20 protein-coding genes are annotated in these 25,100 nt (G+C 37.5%); 13 read left to right on the forward strand and 7 right to left on the reverse strand.

Annotated features, from left to right (window positions below; all coding sequences use genetic code 11):
• Positions 1-2: 2 nt before the first annotated feature.
• Positions 3-908 carry a chemotaxis protein gene (locus tag AC1DFT_RS15230; RefSeq protein ID WP_478159582.1) on the forward strand — a complete coding sequence of 302 codons (906 nt, stop codon included), beginning with the start codon at positions 3-5 and terminating at the stop codon, positions 906-908.
• Between the two features lie 215 nt (positions 909-1,123).
• On the opposite strand, the gene AC1DFT_RS15235 is transcribed toward AC1DFT_RS15230, so the two are convergent.
• Complete coding sequence (locus AC1DFT_RS15235; RefSeq protein WP_478159583.1) at positions 1,124-1,591, reverse strand: YkyB family protein; 468 nt, start codon at positions 1,589-1,591, stop codon at positions 1,124-1,126.
• 187 nt (positions 1,592-1,778) lie between these two features.
• On the opposite strand from AC1DFT_RS15235, the gene AC1DFT_RS15240 reads away from it, so the two are divergent.
• From AC1DFT_RS15240 to AC1DFT_RS15290, 11 genes are all read left to right on the forward strand, one after another.
• A complete protein-coding gene (locus AC1DFT_RS15240; RefSeq protein ID WP_478159584.1) occupies positions 1,779-3,836 on the forward strand; it encodes an EAL domain-containing protein in 2,058 nt (685 codons plus the stop codon).
• Between the two features lie 838 nt (positions 3,837-4,674).
• On the forward strand, positions 4,675-5,127 hold the full coding sequence (cbpB, locus tag AC1DFT_RS15245; RefSeq protein WP_478159585.1) for a cyclic-di-AMP-binding protein CbpB: 453 nt from the start codon (positions 4,675-4,677) through the stop codon (positions 5,125-5,127).
• Positions 5,128-5,326: 199 nt separating this feature from the next.
• On the forward strand, positions 5,327-6,202 hold the full coding sequence (locus tag AC1DFT_RS15250; RefSeq protein ID WP_478159586.1) for a LysR family transcriptional regulator: 876 nt from the start codon (positions 5,327-5,329) through the stop codon (positions 6,200-6,202).
• Positions 6,203-6,258: 56 nt separating this feature from the next.
• Positions 6,259-8,667: a hypothetical protein gene (locus tag AC1DFT_RS15255; protein WP_478159587.1), complete on the forward strand. Its 2,409-nt coding sequence runs from the start codon at positions 6,259-6,261 to the stop codon at positions 8,665-8,667.
• Positions 8,664-9,593: an ABC transporter ATP-binding protein gene (locus AC1DFT_RS15260; protein ID WP_478159588.1), complete on the forward strand. Its 930-nt coding sequence runs from the start codon at positions 8,664-8,666 to the stop codon at positions 9,591-9,593. Before AC1DFT_RS15255 ends, AC1DFT_RS15260 begins: the two co-directional genes overlap by 4 nt.
• Before the next feature lies 1 nt (position 9,594).
• Complete coding sequence (locus AC1DFT_RS15265; RefSeq protein WP_478159589.1) at positions 9,595-10,437, forward strand: ABC transporter permease; 843 nt, start codon at positions 9,595-9,597, stop codon at positions 10,435-10,437.
• 13 nt (positions 10,438-10,450) lie between these two features.
• On the forward strand, positions 10,451-11,809 hold the full coding sequence (locus AC1DFT_RS15270; protein WP_478159590.1) for a hypothetical protein: 1,359 nt from the start codon (positions 10,451-10,453) through the stop codon (positions 11,807-11,809).
• A 12-nt stretch (positions 11,810-11,821) separates the two neighbouring features.
• Positions 11,822-12,814, forward strand: a complete 993-nt coding sequence (locus tag AC1DFT_RS15275) for an AAA family ATPase (protein WP_478159591.1) — start codon at positions 11,822-11,824, stop codon at positions 12,812-12,814.
• The gene (locus AC1DFT_RS15280) at positions 12,811-13,686 is read left to right on the forward strand and encodes a DUF58 domain-containing protein (protein ID WP_478159592.1); all 876 of its coding nucleotides are present in this window, start codon (positions 12,811-12,813) and stop codon (positions 13,684-13,686) included. The genes AC1DFT_RS15275 and AC1DFT_RS15280 overlap by 4 nt, the downstream gene beginning before the upstream one ends.
• 11 nt (positions 13,687-13,697) lie before the next feature.
• A complete protein-coding gene (locus AC1DFT_RS15285; RefSeq protein WP_478159593.1) occupies positions 13,698-15,458 on the forward strand; it encodes a vWA domain-containing protein in 1,761 nt (586 codons plus the stop codon).
• Positions 15,442-18,042, forward strand: coding sequence for a VWA domain-containing protein (locus AC1DFT_RS15290; RefSeq protein WP_478159594.1), 2,601 nt, complete (start codon positions 15,442-15,444; stop codon positions 18,040-18,042). The genes AC1DFT_RS15285 and AC1DFT_RS15290 overlap by 17 nt, the downstream gene beginning before the upstream one ends.
• Positions 18,043-18,376: 334 nt before the next feature.
• On the opposite strand, the gene AC1DFT_RS15295 is transcribed toward AC1DFT_RS15290, so the two are convergent.
• The 6 genes from AC1DFT_RS15295 to AC1DFT_RS15320 form a co-directional block, all read right to left on the reverse strand.
• Entirely contained in the window at positions 18,377-19,564 is a 1,188-nt protein-coding gene (locus AC1DFT_RS15295; protein ID WP_478159595.1) for an MFS transporter, read from the reverse strand.
• Positions 19,565-19,716: 152 nt separating this feature from the next.
• Positions 19,717-20,790: an ABC transporter substrate-binding protein gene (locus AC1DFT_RS15300; protein ID WP_478159596.1), complete on the reverse strand. Its 1,074-nt coding sequence runs from the start codon at positions 20,788-20,790 to the stop codon at positions 19,717-19,719.
• Positions 20,787-21,590 carry an ABC transporter permease gene (locus AC1DFT_RS15305; protein WP_478159597.1) on the reverse strand — a complete coding sequence of 268 codons (804 nt, stop codon included), beginning with the start codon at positions 21,588-21,590 and terminating at the stop codon, positions 20,787-20,789. Before AC1DFT_RS15305 ends, AC1DFT_RS15300 begins: the two co-directional genes overlap by 4 nt.
• Positions 21,577-22,398: an ABC transporter permease gene (locus tag AC1DFT_RS15310; RefSeq protein ID WP_478159598.1), complete on the reverse strand. Its 822-nt coding sequence runs from the start codon at positions 22,396-22,398 to the stop codon at positions 21,577-21,579. The genes AC1DFT_RS15305 and AC1DFT_RS15310 overlap by 14 nt, the downstream gene beginning before the upstream one ends.
• Positions 22,388-23,494 carry an ABC transporter ATP-binding protein gene (locus tag AC1DFT_RS15315; protein ID WP_478159599.1) on the reverse strand — a complete coding sequence of 369 codons (1,107 nt, stop codon included), beginning with the start codon at positions 23,492-23,494 and terminating at the stop codon, positions 22,388-22,390. The genes AC1DFT_RS15310 and AC1DFT_RS15315 overlap by 11 nt, the downstream gene beginning before the upstream one ends.
• A gap of 204 nt (positions 23,495-23,698) precedes the next feature.
• Positions 23,699-24,241, reverse strand: coding sequence for a helix-turn-helix domain-containing protein (locus AC1DFT_RS15320; RefSeq protein ID WP_478159600.1), 543 nt, complete (start codon positions 24,239-24,241; stop codon positions 23,699-23,701).
• Between the two features lie 167 nt (positions 24,242-24,408).
• On the opposite strand from AC1DFT_RS15320, the gene AC1DFT_RS15325 reads away from it, so the two are divergent.
• A complete protein-coding gene (locus tag AC1DFT_RS15325; protein WP_478159601.1) occupies positions 24,409-24,858 on the forward strand; it encodes a TlpA family protein disulfide reductase in 450 nt (149 codons plus the stop codon).
• Positions 24,859-25,100: the final 242 nt, after the last annotated feature.

Raw genomic sequence — 25,100 nt, forward strand, 5'->3', positions numbered from 1 at the left:
AAATGAACGATCATAAAGGAATATTGTTAGAAAGTGGTACGAACGAGCTAGAAATAGTCGAATTTCAAGTGGGTTCTAGTAAGTTTGGGATTAATGTCATTAAAGTAAAAGAAATCATTCAACCGATTCCAGTAACATTTATTCCACATGCTCACCCACATGTGGAAGGAATCGTACAATTACGAGGGGAAGTCCTACCAGTAGTAAGTATGGCAAAGGTGCTCGGACTGCCAGAATTAAATAAAAGTGAACAAGAGAAATATATTGTAACCGAATTTAACAAACAAAGAGTCGTTTTCCATGTAGATAATGTGTCGCAAATTCACCGTATATCATGGGAGCAAATTGAAAAGCCGAGTGATATCTATCAAGGGGGTACCTCCCATGTGATTGGAGTCATTAAACGCGAAGACGAAATGGTTCTATTACTAGATTACGAGCGAATCATTGTCGATATAAACCCAGACTCCGGCATAAATGTGGAATCGGTTAAAAAACTTGGTCAGCGAGAACGCTCTAATAAAAAAATCGTTATTGCAGAGGATTCGCCACTACTTCGTAAGTTATTGAATGATACATTACATGAAGCGGGCTATGTGAACCTAGAATTTTTTGAAAATGGAAAAGATGCATTAGGTTACTTGGAAGAGTTAGAAAAAAGTTCGGCTGATATTGGAGAACATGTTCAGATCGTTGTGACGGACATTGAAATGCCGCAAATGGATGGACATGCTTTAACTCGCAAAATAAAAGAAAATAGTCATTTAGCCAAACTACCAGTACTTATTTTCTCGAGCTTAATAACAGATGACCTCCGTCATAAAGGAGATCAAGTAGGAGCAGAAGATCAAATTAGCAAACCTGAAATTGCTGAACTAGTATTGAAAATAGATCAATATATTTTGTAAGTCTAAAGAATATTTGTGCGCTCTTTGTATGAGTGCTTTTGAATTGATTTGAATCAAAATAAGACCTACATTATTACCGGATCTTTTTGATGCGAAAGGGATGCGACTTTGTCGCATCCCTTTCGCATTTTTTTTGGTAATGATGTAGAGATTATTTCGTCCAAAGCGAACCGAAAACGTACAAAAGTAAAATAGCTAATGAATGGGGTGGGAAATTATGAATCTAAATACGATTTCATTGTTTGTTTTTTTCCATTAGTTGGCCTAGCATAAGATTGGGTACCCAGTGGAGAGCGTGTAGAGGAATTCTTCACCATAGATTGAGGTCCAATGTAATCAGTAAGGACTTGTTTTGCCATCTTTAAATTCATTTTCCGAATAGGATTTCGATAAGTATCATCTAGATGGCCCAGATGTGGCAATTGTTTAAAATCCTCTTTTGTTGGGATCATATGAAAGTAGTAGTCGGCGCATTGAATTAATACAGAGGATTGCTGTTGGCTATTCCTTGGATTTCGAACAAAATGAAGACCTACTTTTCGGGCTTTGTCTTCTTGTAACATTTTATCGATAGCTAATTTTTTTAACTGATAGAGCGGTTTTTTATCGATAGCCGTTTTGGCATGGCGATTGACTGTATAAATGGCTGTAGCTATTCGTTCATCATCCGTATTAGTTGTCATAAAACCCCTCCTTAATATATTATATTTACTATATCATACCAATTCCTAACTAAATTGTATACACAAATCAAAAAGTAATATTTGGTGACAGGCTAAAGATATGCATCATTATGCCGATAAAATAAGGTGAAGTAATATTTGAAAATTGTTTCGTACTAGTTAGTTTCGATTCAAATTGGAGGATTCCATGAACAATTCAGTAATACCAAAGCTTTTTATTAATAATAAAATAGAGGAGATGATGGTGGAGAATCCACTGCCTTATATTTTATTGGAAAGAGAAAGCGAAAAAAAGTTTTCAGTAATCTATTTCAACCATGCAGCCGAAAGTTTTTTTGAAAATTCAAGTGATGAAACCCAACAATTTTTTTCAGTGGAAGTCTGGAATCAGTTACATGTACTCCTCAATAGTTTCGAAGTTGAAAAACAGAATGTCCATAGTAATTTACTTCTAAAATTTCAAAATGACATTTATTCGATTGATCTAACGATTGTTTCCTTTCACAGCGAAGAGAAAAGTGTATATGGATTAACTTTGCATAACACTAAAAAAGACTTAATCGAAAAACAAGAATTGCTTGCTATAAAAGAAAAGTATATGTCACTGCTTAATAATAATACCGATTCTGTTTTTATAGTAGATGAAAGAGGGATTATTCAATATGTAAATGCAGTAGCTGCAAAGGCTTTAGGATATAATGCAGTAAATCTTTTACATCAACCAATTGAACAATTTATCGAAAGTAATTCGCTTAGCAATTTTCAGCTAATGATCAAGCAAACTTTGAGTGGCTATCCAGCTGAATTGCAAAAATGTCTTTTCCAGCATGTGAACGGTCATTATGTATATGTATATTTGAAAGCAATTCCCATTCATCATCAAGGAAATGTGAAAGAGTATCATTTAGTCTTAAGAGATTTGTCGATAAGTGCAGATGAAAAGGAACAATTATTTTATTTAGCATACCATGATCATTTAACTGGTTTATGGAATCGTCGTGCTTTGAAAGAACATTTACGTGAGAATTTAATCGATGCACATAATAAAAATACAAAAATTGCTATTATGCGAATAGACTTAGATCGCTTTAAACTTATAAACGAATCGCTTGGTTACAATTATGGGGATGAATTATTAAAGAAAATTGCAGATCGTCTAAGTCTTTTTATTAATAAATCATGTAACTTGTATCGACAAAGTGGCGATGAATTTGTCTTCATCATGAAAGACAAAACGCGTGATGAGACGAGCAGTTTTGCAGAAAGCCTATTAAGTGAATTGTCCAAACCAATCTATTTAGACCATCAAGAATATTTTGTAACGGCATCTATCGGTATTTCGATGTATCCGTTAGATGGAAAAAATTTAGATGAACTTCTTATTAAGGCAGATCAAGCTTTGTATGTGGCAAAAGATAGAGGAAGAGCTCATTATCGTTATTTCCAAGAACAAATGAATTTATCTTTTCCAAACGAAGCGTTAATGGAATCCCATCTAAGAAGAGCAATTGAAAAAGAAGAATTAACGATTCATTATCAGCCACAAGTCAATTTAGCTACAGGAGAGATTAACTCTTTTGAAGCCTTGTTGCGTTGGAATAATAGAAAATTCGGATATGTGTCGCCGATGCAGTTTATCCCACTTGCAGAAGAGTCTGGAATGATTATGCAAATTGGTGATTGGGTTTTAGAAGAGGTTTGTAAGCAATTAGAATATTGGCAAGAAAAAGGGTACCGCTCAGTTCGCATTGCGGTTAATATTTCACCTAAACAATTTAAACAAGAAAATTTTGCGATAAAAATTCGAGAAAAAATAAATAAATATCGTCTTGATCCAAGTTCTTTAGAGGTAGAAATAACAGAGAGTGCCATGACGGATATGCAAGATACTTTTGCAATGCTAAATGAACTAAAGGATATTGGGGTCGTAATTTCGATAGATGACTTTGGGACAGGTTATTCTTCTCTCAGTTATTTAAAAAAATATCCGATTGATATTATTAAAATTGACCAATCGTTTATTAAAGATATGGAATTAGATGAAAAAAATGCAGCAATCGCAACGACAATCATCCAACTTGCGCATAGCTTAGGAATGGAAGTCATTGCGGAAGGTGTTGAAAAAGACAGGCAAGTCGAAATATTAAAATCCGCAAATTGTCAAAAAGCACAAGGCTACTTTTTTAGTCGCCCGGTACCGATACACGATATTAACCAATCCTATATGAATACTATTCAACCGTAAATTGTTCTAGAGATTTGCGGTTTTTTCATATGGAAAAATGAAATTGCTGTTAATCGTATTGTAGAGATAAAGCGTCGTAAAGATACTAAGGTGTCCGCCATGATTTTCGCTCCAGGCGGATGCTTTCCGTGGGGCGAGCGGTGAGCCTCCTCCTCCGCTTACGCTACGTGCGGGGTCTCACCTGTCTCAAGCAGAGGATCAAAGGCTAAGAACGCCACATCGTGTGGCAACGCCTTCGTGACCAACATCGTGTTGGCCTCCACAGGAGTCGCCGCCTTGCGCTCCAATCCATGGGAATTACTATCTGTTTTAGTGTCGACACATATCAGAGATTAAAATAACCCAATCTACTACGTAATGTTTATTAAATCTAATTAGAAAATGCGGCCTTCTAATAAAGAGCACATCTTTTAGGATAAAATTGTTATCTATCAACCACATATCGGAATAATACCTTTTATCCCGAGTTATCTCAATCCAAGTAAAGAGCTATTTTAAGAAATGGTTGCTTTCATCGGCAATTTGGTTGCTCTCGTGCTGGTTTGATTGCTTTCGGAATAGAATTGATTGCTTACAGGGACCGATCTGTCGCCCTTAGCCATTTTCTAGATGCATGAATTGGATAAATTGGATAATAACCTATTTTTAGCTAGTCACTACGTCGCGGTTTCCCTTTAGTATGAACTTTTCTTTTACAATAATAAACGTCTAGGCAATCCATACTAAAATAAAAAAAAAATTGTAAGCGATTCCATAGTTTTTTTATCCCTTCATATGCTATCATAGTTTCATAGGGTATGTTTTCTTAAAGCGAAAACAGACAAAGGAGTAGAATGCTATGATAGTTACAAGTAGTAAAGACTTTTTACAAATCCCAATCAAGGATTATATTATATCAGCAGAAAAAGTTGCACATGTACAACTAGGAAATAACGCAGAACATGCATTATTAGTACTGACGAAAACTGGATACTCTTCCATTCCAGTACTAGATGTAAAATATAGACTACATGGATTAATAAGCTCGCAACAAATAACAGATGAAATACTAGGACTTGAACATATTGAATATGAACGACTACCTGATCTAAAAGTTGACGATATAATGAAAACAGACGTACCGGTTATTCACATAAAAGAAAAGTTCCAAAAAGGGCTGGATTTATTAGTAGACAATCCGTATTTATGTGTAATCGATGACGAGCGAACATTTATGGGGATTTTAACAAGAAGAGTTATTTTAAAGCAAATGAAAAAGTATTTATACCAAACACAAGAAACTCAAGTATAATGGTGTAAAAGCATGGAAGGCCTCTTATTTATAAGGGCCTTCTTTTTCATGTAGTATTGATCTAGCTCCAGCGCCTTGCCCCTCGGGGTCAAATGGGAAAAAGCTGTGGTGGCTGAGGAGCTGCCTCCTCGCTTTTCCCCATTTGCCTGTCGGGGCAGACATAGGCGCTTGCGCTTTTCTAATGTAAGGAGGAGAAAAAATGACGTCAGATTTTCTTATTATCAAAATATTGGCAGAAGAACAAAATATGCGAAAAGCAGCCGAGCGATTATTCCTTTCGCAACCGGCACTTTCCCAACGACTTCAAACAATCGAGAAAGAGTGGAATACCAAGCTTTTTTTACGCTCCCAAAAAGGATTGACTGCAACACCAGAAGGCGAATTGATCATTGAATTTGCGACGAATATGATCCAACAAAAAGAAGAGTTATACGAAGCAATACAATCGCTCACCTCTAAAGTACACGGGACATTGAAAATTGCTTGCGCATCAATTGTGGGACAAAATTGGTTGCCAAAAGTGCTGAAGGATTTTGTTCAAACATATCCGGAAGCAAAAGTTTCCCTTCTAACTGGCTGGAGTTCAGAAATTGTCAAAGCTATATATGATGGGGAGGCACAAATTGGAATCGTACGAGGTCAAACAGATTGGAAAGGGAATAAAATACATCTGTTTAGGGATACGCTCTATTTAGTCGATAAAGAAATGACTTCCGTTGAAGATGTATTAACTACAGATAAGCCGTTTATTCAATTCAAAAGTGATTCGAACTATTATCAGGAAATTCAGCAATGGTGGCAAAAACATTTCTCTAGTAATCCAAAAAGACAAATAATTGTAGACCAAATCGAAACATGTAAGCAAATGGCTCTAAATGGAATTGGTTATGCTATTTTGCCATCTATTACATTGACTGGACAAGAAGAAGTGCATAAAATTCCTTTAACTAATAACGAAGAGCAGTTTGAGTTAACACGGGACACTTGGCTTATTGGCTATGATGCAGCATTCGAACTTCCTCAAGTGGAAGCTTTCGTCAGCATTGTAAAAAAACATGCGCAATTATTTCAGTAAGGAACTTTCGTCTTTTAATATCGTACTAATTACTAAGAAGTAAAGGGGGAAATACGATGCATATTCGGAAGTTGGTGCTTTATATTTCAGTAGTATTTATCTATTTTACATTATTGCCAACAGTTAGTGCCCTAGCAGCGTCTAACTTAAACGTGAAGGTTACAACTGGGTTTAATGGGAAAGCAAAATATGGAGAAGGCTTACCAATCACCTTAACTGTTGAGAATAAAGGAGATGCTTTTTCTGGAGATCTTGTGTTAGATACAGTTGAATCCTATAATCTTGGAAATGCACTTGCTATGCCATTTGAAATCGGAGCAGGAGAAACGAAAACAGTTCAAGTGGCAGTAAGTGGTCTGGGAGAAGACTATATGTACCAAGGGTCAAATGTGCAGCTTATCCACTTTTTTGAAGGTGGATGGGAAAAAGGAAAATCCATTGATTTCAAAGGAACAAAAAACTTACGAACAAATTTCTATGATCCAACAACTATTTTTTATCTGACGTTGACAAACAGCGCGGATCGATTAAAGGCGTTGAATCAAATCAAACAACCAAACCAATTAAATGATGAAGTTATCCATGTTAACCAGCTCAGCAATTTTTCTTTGCCAACGGATGCAGTAGCATGGGAAATGGCCGACTATATTATTTTAGACGAATTTGTACTAGCAGATTTAGCTGATACGCAGCAACAAGCACTTATTGATTATGTTAAAACTGGCGGGAATATCGTCATTGGTGCATCAGCCAACCTTACCGCAGAAGTAGGAAAATTAGGGGATTACTTGCCACTCGCATTAGAAGCAACTACGCAAACGGTGACAGCGGATAAAATGCGTGCACTTACTGCAAATAATCTATTATCCAATGATGTAACTGTCTATAATTCTACTTTAAATGATGGGGCAACACCTTTATTCAAAATGGATGACACAATACTAGCAGGAAAGAAACAAGTAGGCAGTGGTGCAATTATCCAAACGACTTTTTCACTAGGTGACGATCCATTAGCGAAAGATCCAGTCTATAGTGATTTATTGTCCACTATTTTACAGTCAGTTAGTGTACAAAATACGCCAAATATGTATGGCTATAATAATAGTAAAGACCAGCTCGTTTATGAATTAGGGGACACGAATTCTTTATTTAGTTCGTTTAAAGTTTCTACACCATTGATGATAGGAATTGTAGTCGTTTATATGATTATTATTGTGCCCCTTTTATATATCGTTTTGAAAAGAAAAGATAAAAGAGAGTATGCTTGGGGGATTATACCGCTCACGGCAATCATTGCTTCGACTGCAATTTTCGGTTATGGGGCTAGAGACCGTATTGCTCGACCGCAAGTGCAACAATCTTCTTTTTTACATGTGAATGAAGATAAAAGTTTGCAAGGGTATTATGCAGAATCTATTTTAAGTAACAAAAGTGGTGATTTTACTTTTGAAGCACCTACTACTACAACGATGGTTGCGAAGCGAAATAATAATTCGTTTACAGGTCAATCACCAAATGTGTATGAAAATGCGATTATGGAAAAACATGCAACTAACAGTGAACTGACGTTTCGAGATGTAGGTTACTGGTCTGTTTCTTCCTTGTTCGGGGAAACGCAAATACCTGAAGTAGGAAATTTCGCTGTAGACCTTCGAGTGGACGCAAGCCAGCTTACTGGTACAGTCCAAAATAACTTTCCTTTTGTCGTGAAAGAAGTTTCGGTATGGTCTGGAAGTAAATTAATCCCATTAGGCGATCTGGAACCAGGTGAAAAGCTCGAAGTAAATAAAAAATTGAGTTCTGTCATGTTAATGCCGATTACCAATCCATATGCTAGCAGAAATTATGGAGTGAACCCAGGAACGTCCATTGATTTAGTAGAACAACGAAAGCAATCGATGTACTCTGCAAGTTTAATGGGCGACCAATTTGGAAAAAGTCCCGTAGTTACTGGTTTTGCAGAGGATAATATTGTTCCTATTACCTTAAAAGATAAAAAAGTCGAAATGTCAGCTTTCCATTTGCTTATACAGCCATTTACAGCGGAAACAAGCTTTGCTGGAGAATTCGTTTTACCAGCCAATATGTTCACTGTCAATGTCAATACCAATGAATATGGTAAATATATGGAACCAGTCATGAACAACAGTTTAGAATGGTATTTAGATGATGGAGAATATAATGTGTATTGGAAAATTCCAGACACAATCCCCTTAGATAAAGTAAATTGGGCACAATTGCAAATTGCGAATACAGATCGAAATTCTCATACAATTGAAATATGGAATATAGAAACGGAGAGCTTCGAAGAAATAAGTGAAAGCAGATTTACAACTTCGGAAAACATCCAACATTATATTAGTGATGCAGGCGAGATACATTATAAGCTTCTTAAAAAATCGATCGACGGTAATCAATATACAAGACTGCCAGAAATTCGATTGAAAGGGGAGGTTACACAATGATCGAGATAAAAGGATTGACGAAAAAGTACGGCTCTTTTTATGCATTGAATGATTTAAACCTAACATTAGAAGAAGGAACTGTATTTGGGTTCGTTGGAGCGAATGGAGCAGGTAAATCAACTACTTTTTCAATATTAGCGACACTTCTTCAACCAACTTCTGGCGATGCATTTGTAAATGGAAAAAGTGTGAAAACCGATGCACATGAAGTGCGAAAGCAAATTGGCTATATGCCCGATTTTTTCGGTGTTTATGATCAGTTAAAGGCAAATGAGTATTTAGATTTTTATGGAGCAAGCTACGGTATTTCAGAAAAAGAAAGAGAGGTTTTAATACCTCAATTATTAGAGCTTGTGAATCTTAGCCATAAGCGCTATGACTATGTTGATTTACTTTCCCGTGGGATGAAGCAACGTTTATGTTTGGCACGTTCACTTATTCATGATCCAAAAGTGTTAATCCTTGACGAACCAGCTTCCGGTCTAGATCCAAGAGCACGAGTTGAAATGAGAGATATACTAAGACAATTAAAAGGAATGGGCAAAACGATTCTTATATCTTCACATATATTACCGGAGCTAGCAGAGATGTGTGATGAAATCGGCGTGATCGATGGAGGCAGATTAATAGCACATGGTTCCGTTGCAGATATTCAAGCACAACTTGCCGGTGAAAAGCATATAACGGTGAAGCTGAAAGGATTATTGGAAAACGCAGTTCACTTTTTCGAAGAAGATCCATTTGTATCCAAAATGGAAGTAGCAACAGAGAAAAATTCCATTACTTTTACGTATAGAGGCACAGAAGAGGATCAAATTAATTTGTTGAAAAAGGCCTTAGATCATTCTTTAAAAATAATTTCTTTCTCAGAAACAGAAACAGACTTAGAAGATGTGTTCATGGAAATTACGAAAGGGGTGAAATAGGATGAAGCAGCTACTAGCAAATCCAGTATTAGTAAAAGAAATAAAACTTCGCTTTCGTTCGTTAAAAAGTTTTACGGGTATTCTCTTTTACTTAATCGCCATGTGTATATTTGTATTTGGTTTTATCATGCTGACTACTTCCTTTACCGGTACTGGTTATTTCCGACCGGAAGAAAGTTTCTTCATGTTCGCGATGCTATCCTATATTCAACTAGGGCTTATTCTTTTTATTACCCCCGGCTTAACTGCAGGTGCCATTAGTTCGGAGCGGGAGAAGCAAACGTTAAATATTTTGCTAACAACATCTCAAACTTCCTTTCAAATCATTTTCGGAAAGTTAACTTCGTCTATTGCATTTCTTTTGCTTTTAGTAGTATCCGGTTTACCTATTTATAGTTTAGTTTTCCTTTTTGGGGGAGTATCTCCTGGGCAACTGGGCATTATTTTCTTATTTTTCTTTTTAACCATGCTTGCCATTGGTGGGATTGGTATTATGTACTCTACCATTATTCGTAAAACGATTGTAGCGATGATTGCGACTTATGGAACGATGATTTTCTTGACAGCTGTCACTGGATTTATTTATTTGGTCATTACAGGAATGAGTAGCATAGCGTCAAATGCATTTGTTTCATCGCCAGTCGGTCATTTTTTTGCAAGTATTAACCCAGTCATTTTAATGCTTACCTTAATTTCCCCAGGTTCGGATAGTTTTATTACGGAAGCAACGAAGGTGGATTTACCGATTTGGATTGGATATACGATTTTCTATATTTGTATAACGATTATATCGCTTGTTATTGCGGTGAAAAAATTACGTGTAAATATGAAGCGTACTAGATGAGGAGGAAGTGCAGATGGGTAGCCCACATAAGTTAATTCGTACTATTGGGAAGGCGAGAAGTCGTCTTACGTTAGAACATTATATTAGAATGCTGCAAGCGGCATTGTTTTATGGATTTGCTTCTGCTGCGGTTATTCTACTTGTCTCTAGATTATTCGTGTTCCCATATTATATTCGTACTGCTGCCATTTTTGGTAGCATCGTTTTTATTGCCGTATTTTTGTATGCATTTTGGAAAAGACCATCCAGTGAAGAGGCGACTCGAAAATTGGACGTTTTCTTTCCAGATAATTTATTGTTAACGGCCATTTCTTTTTTACACGATAAATCACCGCTTATAAACCAGTTATTAGAAAAAACAGGGCGGAGTAGTGAAGAAGCGTTTATGCAATTTAAGCATCGAGAAAAGCACTATATTCAGCCTAAATGGATGATTGGGTTTGTCATTTCCTTTGCTGCTGCTCTTGTACTATATGCATTTCCAGCAGCTACTCAACTGGAAGCGAAGGATATGGAAAAAGAAAATCAAATCGTCAAGGAAATGAAAAAAGAAGTAGACAAATTAGAGAAAAAAGAATTAGCACAGTCGGTCAAAAAAGAATTGAAGGAATTAAAAGAGAAGCTGAAAGAAGTAGACACGGCAGAAGAAGCATTACGTGAAACGGTGAAGAAGCAAAAAGAATTAGCTTTAAAAGAACAAAAACTAGGAAAAAAGAAGGAGCTTGCGGAACAAGGGGACTCTACTGAATCTTCTCTTACGGCAGAGGAACAAAAAGAGCTTGCTTCTTTAGAAGAGTCGGTAAGCGCTTTATCGAAAAGTGCAGCCACTTCCCAAACTGCTTTAAGCAAAATGGGAAAATCCTTTCCATTTACTTCAAATGAAATAGCACAGAATAGTTCAAATGCAAACACACAGAAAAATTCTAATCAAACTAACCAAAACCAAGGTCAAAACCAAAACCAAGGCCAGGGCCAAGGTCAGGGGCAAGGACAGGGCCAAGGACAGGGTCAAGGTCAAGGCCAAGGCCAAGGCCAAGGCCAAGGACAGGGGCAAGGACAGGGTCAAGGCCAAGGTCAGGGTCAAGGTTCTGGAGCAGGTAAGGGTTCTGGCGGGAGGGATTTACTTTCCATTCCAGAAAGAATTGGTGGAACTGGTGACACTTCTACAGACGGAGGTCAGCTAGGAGAAGGAGAAGCTGCTAGTGAGCAACCTGGGGAAGTACCAGTGACACGTGGATCGGCAAAACCATACGAAGAAGTCGTTAATGAATATGCGGATTCCTATATAAAAAGCTCTGAGCGCTTACAGCTACCATCGGATTTACAGCGAATCGTTCAGGATTATTTTTCAACAGTTGAAAATAATGAATAATGGAGGATCATAATGACTTTTACAACAGAGGATTACACAAATATTAGTAAGCGTCTAGAGGAAGTTCGAGCGGAAATAGGTCACTTTATCGTAGGTCAAAAAGAAGCTGTAGAATTTTCCATTTATTGTGTTTTGGCTGATGGTCACGCTTTATTAGAAGGACTCCCAGGGTTAGGGAAAACAATGCTGATTCGAACGATTTCGGAAGTACTGGATTTATCTTTTTCTCGAATACAGTTCACCCCAGACTTAATGCCATCCGATATTACGGGAACAAGTATGATTGAACGATTGGAAAATGGTAAACAGCAATTCACATTCCAAAAAGGACCTATTTTTAGTCAAATGGTTTTAGCAGATGAAATAAACCGGGCAACCCCGAAAACACAAAGTGCGCTTTTAGAAGCAATGGGGGAAAAAACAGTGACAGTGCTTGGAGAAACGAAGCAAATGGATAAACCATTCTTCGTTCTTGCAACGCAAAACCCTATTGAAATGGAAGGAACATACCCATTACCAGAAGCACAAATGGACCGTTTCTTATGTAAAATTCTCGTTTCGTACCCAACTAAAGAAGAACTGATGGAAATTACAAAGCGAACGACTGGTGGCCAAACTATTCAGTTGAATAAGATAATGAATGCTGAAGAAATTGTACATGCACAACAAATGGTAAAAGAAGTACTAATAGCAGACGATATGTTGGAGTATGCAGTAGATTTAGTAGCTGCCACCCATCCAGAAGCAGCGATTATTCCTGAAGTTGCGCAATATGTACAATACGGAAGTGGCCCTCGTGGCTTGCAAAGCCTTATAAAGCTTGCGAAAGCACGTGCCTTAGTTGCTGGACGTTATCATGTATCAATTGCGGACATTAAATCTGTTGCCAAGCCTGTGCTTAGACATCGTTTATTACTAAATTACGAAGGAGAAGCGGAAGGTAAAACTGCAGATGAACTAGTAGATATCGTGTTGCAAACGATTAAACAAGGACAAAACGTATGACTACGAAGGCTATAGTACCAAAAGATTGGGCCGGCAAACTAAGTAGATTATCCATTTCTACAAAGTCTAAATTGCGTGGGCAGCATAAGGGCTCACATCGTTCACAACGTTTCGGGGCATCACTAGATTTCTCAGATTTTAGAGAATATAGCCCAGGTGATGATGTGCGCCAAATAGATTGGAATGTCTATGCGCGAACGGATAAGTATTTCATCAAACGTTTTTTAGATGAACAAGAAATGCGCGTACATATTTTACTCGATTGTACGAAGTCGATGAGTGATCCGCTGAAATGGACATTTGCAAAACAGCTTGCGGTATCACTCGGTATACTTGTTTTGCAACGGGATGATCGTTTGTCTTTTTCGTCAGTAAGTCCCGACAAGAAACCGCCGTTTAGACAGAAAGGTGCTACTTATCGCAAAGCCTTTACGCAAACCATTTCTGCTTTAAATGAGCCAATTATGACTGCTTCATTTGCCGACAATGCAATTCTTTTTTTACCGAAAGACAGCACTGTTTTATTCGTTATCTCAGACTGCTTAGAAAGTTTGGAATCCTGGGAAAAAATGCTCCGGAAATTACCTAAGTTTGCAGGGGATATTCGTATTTTACAAGTAGTAACAAATGATGAGCTATCCCCAAGCTATACAGGAGATGTGCAAGTAGTAGATGTGGAAACTTCGGATCAGTTAAATGTGTCTATATCTTCCCGGGTACTCGAATCCTACGAGGAAAAGAGAAAATTACATCAACATGGTTTAGAAGTATTATGCAATAAGTTCGGAGCAAGATTACTTCAAGTAAATGCAGATGATGGTATTTCGCATGTACTGTTTAACCAACTATTACGTGCAAATTGGGTGCAATGAGGTGAGATTACTTGGGTTTTAATCAACTACTATTTTTATGGACGGCTATTTTTCCGATTGCTGTATTACTTTATTATTTCTTCCGAAAAAAATATGCAAAGCAGCCTGTTTCTTCTACACTTTTTTGGCAAGAAGTGATGAGAGAAACGAAAGCGTCCCCTTATTTGCAGCATTTACAGCGAAATGCATTATTTTATTTGCAAATGATTGCGATGATTTTACTTGTTTTCGCTTTACTTCAACCTTTTTGGAAAACGAAGGCGCTTGCCGGGGAACAAATTGTCTTTGTTGTAGATACTTCTGCTACGATGGAAGTTCACACTGCCAATGATTCCACTCTTTTTGATGATCATAAAAAACAAATGTTACAACTTGCAGAAAGCTTATCTGGAAAGCCTCTCACCATTATAACGACTGGCAACAAGCCGACCGTGATAGTGCGAGCGGAAACGAATATTGATCAAATAAAGAGCGAGATTGATAAACTGGAAGTCAGCTATGAAGAGGAAAATATGTCGAAATCATTAGATTTTGCACAATCGTTTTTTCAGCATAAAGCAACTTCTGTTTATATTTTTACGGATATATTAGATCGAAAGGAACTCCCTTTGCAATATGAAAATGTCACTTGGAATGTAGAAGGGCTAACGTCAGAAGTAGCAAACTTGTCGATGAAACGATTCGGTGCTACCAAAACGAATAATGGGATATCTGCATTAATTCAACTAGAAAATCAATCCAATAAAGAACAAATAACAGAACTATCCATAGCAAATGAACAAAAGGATCTATTGAAAGAAAAGGTCACAATTCCACCAAATGAAACGATTACACTATCATTTGATGAATTAGCAGCATCCTCTTTTTTAGAAGCATCTCTTGATGCCAAAGATGGATATGTATTAGACAATACAATGACTGTATTTATGCAAGATCAATTATCGAAAGTATTTATAGATAGTGGCTTGCATGCGCTAGTGAGGACCGCATTCCAATCAATGGATATTGAAGTAAGTAGCGTACCGACCGAACAAATAGGTTTATTAGCAGAAGAAGGTATTATTGTTACGAATCAATTTGGACTTTTAAATCAACTAGACCGTCCAGCTTTATTTATCGGAAGAAACGACGTAAATGCAATGGAAGTAAATGGTGAAGTACAAACAACGGAACATGCGCTTTTTTCTTTCGCTAATTTATCCGATATTTATGTCAGTAACCTATATCCCGAAATTCAAGGCTATACAACGATAGCAACAGTCGGAGAACAGCCGTTTATTCAAGTTTCTCCTAGAGGGGATATTGTCGTGCTAGCGGATATTCAGATGACTGATTGGCCTCTTCATCCATCTTTTCCACTATTTATGTGGAGTGTTAAAGAACAATTATCTGCAGGAAATACGTATCTAGGTACCTTTACACCAAATGAAAGAAGACCACAATCATTAGGAAGTGCAGCAAATGAATGGGAGTTATACACACTGGATGATTCCTATCAATATTCGATTGAAAACGGTGGAGCATTTATCGCACCAAAGAAACCAGGATTATATGTACTTCGTTCCAATGATGTTGTAAAAAACTTTTCTGTTGCTTTATCTCAAAGTGAGAAAGAATTGGAAAAGGGAGAGTCGTACAAAGTAAGTGGCGAACAAATAGAAATGAGCGAAAATTATTCGCAACATTCCTTTGTTCCATATATTTTACTACTATTGTTACTACTATTTGTCATAGAGTGGGAGGTGCAAAGACGACGTGGATTTACGAGTTGACCAACCACTTTKGCTATTGTTATTAGTGCCAATTGTTATTTATTTTATTTGGACGTGGAAAAAAGAGGGGAAAGTTTTTCGGAAAGAAGGAAAGGTTGTCTTTTTTCTACGCCTGATTGCTATTTTTTGTTTAATTTTAGGGTTGACCAATCCTTATCTTTTATTGCCAATAAAAGAAGAACAAGTACTGTTTTTAGTCGATCGTTCCGCTTCTGTGCAAGGAACAGACAACCAAGTAACTTCCTTCATCGAACAAAGCTTATCGTCGCGGAAAAATACCCAGCTCGTAGGAGTGTATACATTTGCAGAAGACTTTCAATCAGAGGTAGCTTTAACTGCTGGTGAAGTTAATTTACCCGTTTTCACGCCGATGAAAGCACCGGGCGACACAGATATTGCAAGAGCTTTGCAACTTGCAACTGGAATCGTAGAACTATCAAAAGCGACTCGTATAGTTCTCTTTACGGATGGATTAGAAACGACTGGATCAGTGCAAGATGAGCTTTTGAAAATTGCTGGTGGAAATGTGACAATTGATGTAGTTCAACTTGAACGAGTTTCATCGGAAGATGTTGCGATTACCTCGTTTGAAACACCTCCTGTGGCGTTTGAGGGAGAACAGCAACAACTGAATGTCCAATTAGAAGCAACGACAAATACAACAGGTGAATTATTGCTCTATGAAAACGATCAATTACTCTCTCGAGAGCAAATTACACTAGAACAAGGATCCAATAGTTATACATTTCGAAATGCATCTACTGGAGAAGGTTTATTAAAGTATGAAGTCCAAGTCGTCGTGAGCGGCGATGGATTAATCGAGAATAACAAATTGACGAGTGTAACAAATGTGGAAAGCTCTCCTCATTTGTTAGTCGTCACACATGATGGGAACCGCTCTAATATTCCTACTGTTATTGATCAAGCTGCTATTCAAACGGATGTTGTAGATGCAAGTGCCCTGCCCTTTGATTTATCGAATTATTTACGATACGATGCAATCATTTTTGATAATGTTCCAGGACATGTGGTAGGGGAGCAAAAAATGACAGTCATTGAACAAGCTGTGAAGAATTTCGGTGTTGGTTTTATGATGGTCGGTGGAACAAATAGTTTTGGTTTAGGTGGATATTTTAAAACGCCTATCGAAAAGTTATTACCCGTTGAGATGGAGATTAAAGGAAAGCACCAACTACCATCGCTCGGTTTAGTCATCGTGATGGACCGTTCGGGAAGTATGAGTGGCTCTAAATTCGACTATGCAAAAGAGGCGGCAGCTCGTTCGGTCGAAATGCTTCGTGAAGGGGATACATTAGGATTTATCGCATTTGACGATCGTCCTTGGGAAATAATCGAAACCGCCCCTCTTTTGGATAAACAAGAAGCATTAGACACGATACTATCAGTTGGAGTAGGCGGAGGAACAGAAATTTACTCAAGTTTAGCACTAGCTTATGAAAACTTAGCTCCATTAAAGTTACAACGCAAGCACGTTATTTTATTGACAGATGGTCAATCTGCTTCTACCGGTGATTATCAAACATTGATCGAAGAGGGTGCAAAAGATTTAATCACCGTGTCCACCGTAGCGGTTGGGCAAGATGCGGATAGAGCGCTATTAGAAAGTTTGGCCGAAATGGGCGGAGGAACATTTTACGATGTTGTAGATGAATCGACCATTCCAGCCATCATGTCTACAGAAACGGCGATGATTTCTAGAACCTATATTGAAGATAATCCATTTTATCCGGTTATTTATGGAGATGCTGCTTGGACGAGTTTATTTACAGATGGAGTGCCGCAAATGAATGCATACATTGCGACAACACCCAAACAAACTGCTTCGATTATTGCCGAAAGTGAAAAAGAAGATCCTGTACTTGTAGAGTGGATGTATGGGCTAGGAAGAACAATGGCGTTCACTTCCGATTCTACAGGGGCGTGGAGCGGTGATTTTGCTAGATGGAATCATTGGGGAGATTTTTGGAACACAGCGGTCTCACGCCTACTACCTGCCTATAGCGAAGTACCTTTTACCATTCAAAAAGCAAGTGACGGTAGTTATACAGTAACGGATCCTACGGGGAAATCCTCATTCCTTGAAGTAGCTGCGGTAAATGAAAAAGGAGAAGAACTCCCTGTTTCGTCTGAAGCCCTTGCACCAGGCAAATCACGTGTAACAGTAGAAAGCGATCCAGGTCTCGTATTTTTCCGAGTGTCCAATGAACAAGATGCCGTTTATCAAGCAGGTATTTCTATTCCGTACAGTGAAGAATACAAAGTACAAAAGCCAAATACAAATAAGTTAGAGATGATTGCAAATCGAGCGGGTGGTAAAATGCTTACGGAAGCATCTGACGTATTCCGAACGATTGATTTAAAAAGTTCGGAGCGCCAATCCATACAGCAAATACTATTTTTGGCTGCGATTATATTGTTTTTCATCGATATTACCATTCGAAGATTTGGTTTTAGCCAATTATTCGCGCCATTTAATAGGATTGGTAAGAAAAAGAAGATTGTAGAGACCACAGCTGGAACAAGTAATGTGGAAAAGTTAGTTAGAGGGAAGAAAAAAAGGTAGAAAGTGGTTAAGGGCAACTAATTAAAGTCTATGAGCAACCAATTTCATGTTGAAAGCAACCAAACTTAGAACGGGAGCAACCAATTTCAAATCGAAAGCAACCAAATATAGTGCGAAAGCAACCAAATGAAAAACACCCCAAGCAAATGAATATATTTGCTTGGGGTGTTTGCTGTTTTAAAGGTGGGAATTATTTTTTGGTTCTTATGGAGCTGGCTATTGCTCATATGCTGTAGTTTTATGCTCGAATAGAATCTTCATATGCTCGTAAATATACAAGAGGAGCAAAGTGAACTAGTCACTTTACTCCTCGCTTTATTCACTATATAAAGATTTAAGCAATAACTGGTTTTTTCTTCTTTATCCAAATAATCGTAATACCCCATGAGCATAAAAGAATAAATGCACCAACAATAAAGGGAAGATTTAGATTCATATCAAAAAACATCCCCGCAAGTGCTGGACCAACCATATTCCCTAAACTCATATAGGCATTATTCATACCAGCCGCAAAGCCTTGTTCGTTCCCTGCAAGCTTTGAAACGACTGTATTAACAGCCGGACGGATTAACGTAGTAGCAGTGGAGAAGAGAGTAGCTATTAATAATACGAGCACGAATCCATCTACTAAGAAAAAGGCTAGCAATGATAATGCTGCACCAACAAGACTAACTAAAATGACATTTAGCTCACCGAACCGTTTAAATAACTTATCAATCACTAATGTTTGAACGATTACACCAGCGAATCCTCCAACTGTCAAAACAATGGCGATGTCTTGTGGAGTGTAATTATATTTATGGTCTACATATAAAGAAAATGTGGTTTGGAAATTGGCGATCCCAAAAGAAAACACGAAAATTATAACGAGCATCATAAAGTAAGGCGTTTTCAAAGAGTTCTTCATTTGAACAAGTATATTCTCGCTTTTTTTCTTTACTTCGGGATTATTAGCAATCGCATGCTTCACATCTGGTAAAATGATAAAGGAAATTACGGCAGAAAGGATTGCTGCAATTGCGGCCATATAAAATGGAAAAGTTAAGCTTACTTTTGCCAAAAATCCACCTATTGCAGGTCCTATCATGAAACCCAAGGACATCGAAGCCCCAAGAAGACCCATACCTCTTCCACGTTCCTCAAGCGTTGTAATATCTGCAACAAAGGCCATCGTTGCCGGAATTAAAAAAGCTCCCCCGATTCCACTAACAAAACGTGCAGCATATAGCATCCATTCATGGTTTGCCAAGCCGAACCACAATTGTGAGGCTGAAAAGACAACTAATCCAACGATAATAAGTTTTTTACGTCCAAAAGTATCAGATAAATCACCGGCCAATGGTGAAAATAGAAACTGTCCTAATGCAAAAGATGCGATGATAAATCCTAGTGCTTGACCTGCTACGCCAAACGTTTCTAAATACTGTGGCATAACTGGAATAACTAGGCCAATACCTGCCATAGCGATAAACATATTAAACATTAATATGTACAATGCAAATTGTGATGATTTCTTCGCCATATAATTCCTGCTTTCTAAAAAGTTCTTTTTTACGTGTCTATCGATTCTACCATATTCGTGAAAGAATAAAAACTTTCGCGACACGAATTATTAATAATTGTTAATTTGGAAAATAAAAAATAGAGCCGCCTGGGAAAAGGCAACTCTATTCATTAATTTGTACCCATTTTAAACTTTAAAAATAACTCATTATATTTACCGAGCATTTCAAGGCCGAGATTATTATATACTTCTAAATGATCTCTTGTCTCTTCGGTTGGATAAAATCGCTCATCAGAAGTAACTTCTTCATCCATTAATTCCATTGCAGCAGCATTTGGAATAGAATACCCAACATAATCCGCATTTTGTGCAGCTACTTCGGCATCTAGCATAAAGTTAATAAATGCATGTGCTCCTTCTATATTTGCAGCAGTTTTTGGAATGACCATATTATCAAACCATAAGTTAGAGCCTTCTTCGGGAACTGCATAATCTAGTTCCTCGTTTTCCCACATCATGTCTGCTGCTTGACCGGACCATGTTAGTGCTACAGGAGCCTCTTCATTGACCATCAGCTGAGTCACTTCATCTCCAATGATTGCTTTGACGTTAGGCGTTAGTTTATTTAACTTAGCGAATGCTTCTTCTAATTCGTTTTCATCCGTTGAATTTAAAGAATAACCTAAGCTATTTAAGCCCATACCAATCACTTCACGGGCACTATCGACTAACAACACTTGTCCTTTTAAGGAAGGGTCCCAAAGTGCTTCCCAGCTATCAAATGTTTGACCGTCCAGTAAAGAAGGGTTAAATACAATTCCTACTGTTCCCCAAAAATAAGGGATAGAAAATTCATTTTTCGGATCAAATGATAAATCTAAAAAGTAAGGGTCGATATTTACTAGATTTGGAATTTTGGAATGATCAATCGGTATGAGTAAATCATTTTCTTTCATTTTTTCAATTGCATATTCAGACGGAACGGCAATATCATACGAAGTACCGCCTTGTTCAACTTTTGTCATCATTGCTTCATTTGAGTCGAATGTTTCGTAAACAACACGATATCCTGATTCATCTTCAAATTGAGCGAGTAAATCTGGGTCTATATATTCTCCCCAGTTGTAAATAGTCACAGTGTCACTACTTGCCTTGCCTGAACTTTTATTCAAATAGTCATTTACAAAAAACAAGGCGATACATACGACAATTATTGCAAGGGCTGCATTTATAATGTCTCTCATTTTCGTCCCCCCATTCCAACAGGGTTTTTCCCTCTTTGATTGATAAAGTAATAACCAACCACAAGAACAATCGTCACAATAAAGATAATGCCAGATAGCGCATTAATTGTAAGGGTAATACCAGCACGTGCCATCGAGTAAATTTCTACAGATAATGTACTAAATCCATTTCCTGTTACGAAAAAAGTAACCGCGAAATCATCCAGCGAGTAAGTCAGTGCCATGAAGAATCCTGCAAAAATCCCTGGTTTAATAAAAGGAATAATGACTCTTCGTACAATTTCTCCTTTTGTCGCACCAAGGTCTGCCGCCGCATCAATAAGTGAGCTATTCATCTCCTGTAGCTTCGGTAAAACCATCAGTACAACGATTGGAATACTAAAGGCAATATGAGAGATCAATACGGACGCAAATCCTAATTTAACACCGATCATGGTGAATAAAATTAAGAAAGATGCCCCAATCACAACGTCAGGACTAACGATTAACACATTGTTTAAGGACAATAAAGAATTTCGTATAGATTTATTACGCATATACACAATACCAATCGAACCAAAAACTCCAATAATTGTTGCGATTAAGGCAGAAAGAAGTGCAACAATGACCGTATTAATCAGAATCATGATAAGTCGAGTATCGGAAAATACAGCAGCATAATGTTCCCAAGTAAATGATTCGAAATTATTCATACTACCGCCGCTATTAAATGAATAATAGATCAAATACAATATTGGTGCATATAAAATAATGAAAATAAGGGCTAAGTAAAGTTTTGCTGCATTACTAGTTCTTTCCATTTGAAGTAGCCCCCTTATCTCTTTGACCTGTAATAATCATGACAATTACCATAAATATGATTAAGAATACGGCAATGGTCGAACCCATTCCCCAGTTTTGTGTAACTAAAAATTGTTGCTCAATCGCCGTACCAAGTGTAATGACTTTATTTCCAGCGATCAAACGAGTGATCATGAATAGTGATAGGGAAGGGATGAATACAGCTTGAATCCCAGCTTTCACTCCATTTGTCGTTAGTGGAAAGATTACTTTTGTAAAAGTTGTCCAACTAGATGCACCTAAATCCCTACTCGCATCGATCAACGACGGATTCAATTTATCTAGCGCATTAAAAATAGGCAAAATCATAAATGGGATAAAAATATAAACAGACACAAAAATAAAACTAAAGTCTGTAAATAAAATTTGTGTTTCCCCAAAACCAAATACATTTAAAAATGCATTAATTGGACCATACAAGCCAAAAATCCCAATGAATGCATAGGTTTTTAGTAGTAAGTTAATCCATGATGGAATAATGATTAATAACAGCCATAATTGTTTATGCTTTGTTTTCGTTATTAAATAGGCTGTTGGGTATGCAACTAGCAAAGAAAATAGCGTAATGAGAAAAGCATACCAAAAAGAGCTCAGCGTTAACTTTAAATAAACAGAAGTGAAAAAGTTTTTATAATTGTCTAAGGTAAAATTACCGCTTAGATCGAAAAGGGAGTAATACGCGATTAAAGCGATTGGTGCAATAACAAACAATAAAATCCAAGCAAAATACGGTATTAAATAAAACGTTTTAGTATTTTTAGTTTGCATATGCGTCTTCTCCGTAAGACTCAAGTCGCTTATCAAATTCTTCTTCTGTTTCATTTATGCGCATAACATGAATTGCTTCTGGATCAAAGTCTAGCCCAATAAATGCCCCAACTTCCGCTTTTTTAGTAGAGTGGACTAGCCATTCATTTCCTTCGTCATCATAGGTGGAAAGTTCATAGTGAACTCCTCTAAATAATTGTGTATCTACTTTAACTGTCATTTTCCCTTTTTCGACAGAAGTAATTTCTAAATCTTCTGGTCGAATGACAACATCGACTCTTTCATTTGCATTTAGACCTTGGTCGACACATTCAAATTCTTTTCCGCCAATCTGCACGCGGAAATCGGCAACCATTGTACCAAAAACGATATTCGATTCTCCGATAAAATCGGCAACAAATCGATTGATAGGTTCATCATAAATGTCCATTGGTGTACCACTTTGTTCAATATTTCCTTCATTCAATACGAAAATTTCATCGGACATCGCTAAGGCTTCTTCTTGGTCATGCGTAACGAAGATAAAGGTTTTACCTAATCGTTGTTGCAACTCACGAAGCTCGTATTGCATTTCTGAACGGAGTTTTAAGTCTAAAGCCGAAAGTGGTTCATCTAGTAAAATAATTTCTGGGTCATTTACAATTGCTCGAGCAATCGCAACACGCTGTCTTTGTCCACCAGACATTTCTGCAATTTCTCTATTTTCATAACCTGATAAGTTAACAAACTTTAGTGCCTCTACCACTTTTTCTTGGATCTCTTGTTTTCCTAGTTTTTTAATGCGAAGACCGAATGCTACATTTTCAAACACGTTTAAGTGAGGAAATAGTGCATAGTCTTGGAATACTGTATTTACTTGGCGTTCATTTGCGGGAACATTATTGATTAGCTTTCCGTTAAAATAAATATTTCCACCAGAAGGTTGCATAAATCCTGCGATTAATCGCAAAATTGTTGTTTTTCCACAACCGGATGGACCGAGTAACGTATAAAATTTGCCCCGCTCTAATTCAAAGTTAATATCTGTTAGTACGGTAGTTTCTGCATCATAATATTTTGTGACATTCTCAAAACGAATGATTGGTGTCTCTGACATAATATACCTCCATTGTTATATTGTAAGAAAGTAAGTATGGCCTTCTTACTTAGTATTTGTCCAGCTGCAGTGGCTGGGAAGCTGCCACCACGCTATTCCTCATTTGCCTGTCGGAGGCCTGCAGGATGCAGGTCATGCAGTCATTGCGACACGATGTCGCGAACTTAGACTGTATTCCTCTAACATAGGCGCTTTTCGCATTTCTTATAAATAAGAATTTGTTACGACATAGATTACTTGTGTTTCTTCGTCTGCCGCGTTTTTCAATAAGTGATGATCGGCTGCTTCGAAGTAGAGAGATTCTCCTTTGGAAGCAAAATATTGTTGCTTGCCAAGGGCTAATTCTACCCGACCATGTAAAACATATATAAACGTTTCCGAAAGGGAAGGTTCAAATTGTTTAAATTGACCATTTTGCCCTAGCGTAATGAGGACAGGTTCCATTTCATTTTCATTGGACTCAGAGATAAGCCAGTGCAGTTTATAGTTTCTTTCCTCGTCTACATAAACTGTTTGCTCTTCTTTTTCGAAAACAACTTTTGTCCGCACTTGCTCGTCATCAAAAAAGTCTTTAGGTTTAGAGCCGAGTACATTTAAAATAGAAAAGAGTGTCTCAATGGAAGGGGAGTTGATGTCTCTTTCTAGTTGGGATATAAATCCCTTGCTTAAATCAGTTCTTTCCCCTAATTCTTCTTGAGTTAAACCTTTCTTAAGACGTAATCGTTTAATTTTCTTTCCAATTTGCACTATTATTCCCCTCCTCCTTTGAAAAACAAAGTTTATTTTAACACAACTTTAAGTTTACTTTAACAACTTATTCATATAAATTCAAAAAAAGTTCGTTTTTGTCCTATACAGCTTTCAGTACTCCGCATACACTAGCTAGGGACAAAACGGAAAAAGGGGAGGATTAGTTGCGATTAAGAGAGGAGTTACCGGAGTTTTCGTCGGACGTAGAATGGTTGAATGGACAGGTAACAAAAGGGAACTTAATTGGGGAAGTCCCTACATTAGTACACTTTTGGTCCATTAGCTGTCATCTATGTGAGAATACATTTGGAATAATTGCGAAATGGAAAAAATTATACGGTGAAAATTTCAACCTAGTAGGCATTCATATGCCAAGATCAAAAGATGATCTTAATGATAGGCTTATTCGTGAGATGGCTAATCGTTTACGTATGTCACATCCGATTGGGCTCGATCATAATTTAAATGTTACTAAAAAGTACGGCAATAGGGTTGTTCCAGCTTTTTATTTATTCGATAAGCATGGATTGCTTCGTCATGTGCAATCTGGAGAAAACGGTTTTAAGTTGTTAGAAAAAAGATTAATGCTCCTGATGAATGAACGGGGGAAATGAGCGAGAAATCTAGAGGCTATTGATTATTATTATTTTTCTAACTACTGAAATATATTTTTGGTTGAGTGTGTGATTGGCCGTTTTCCTCTTACGTTTCAGTAGGATTATAGGGAAACTGCGACGTAAAGTGTCCGCTGTGATTTTCGCTGCAGTCGTACGCTTTCCACCGGGTAAGCGATGAGCCATCCCCGCCGCCCTTAGGCGTACGTTGGGATGGCTCATTTTGCTCACTTATCCGGTAG

The sequence above is a fragment of the Psychrobacillus sp. 05T411 genome (assembly GCF_056396485.1).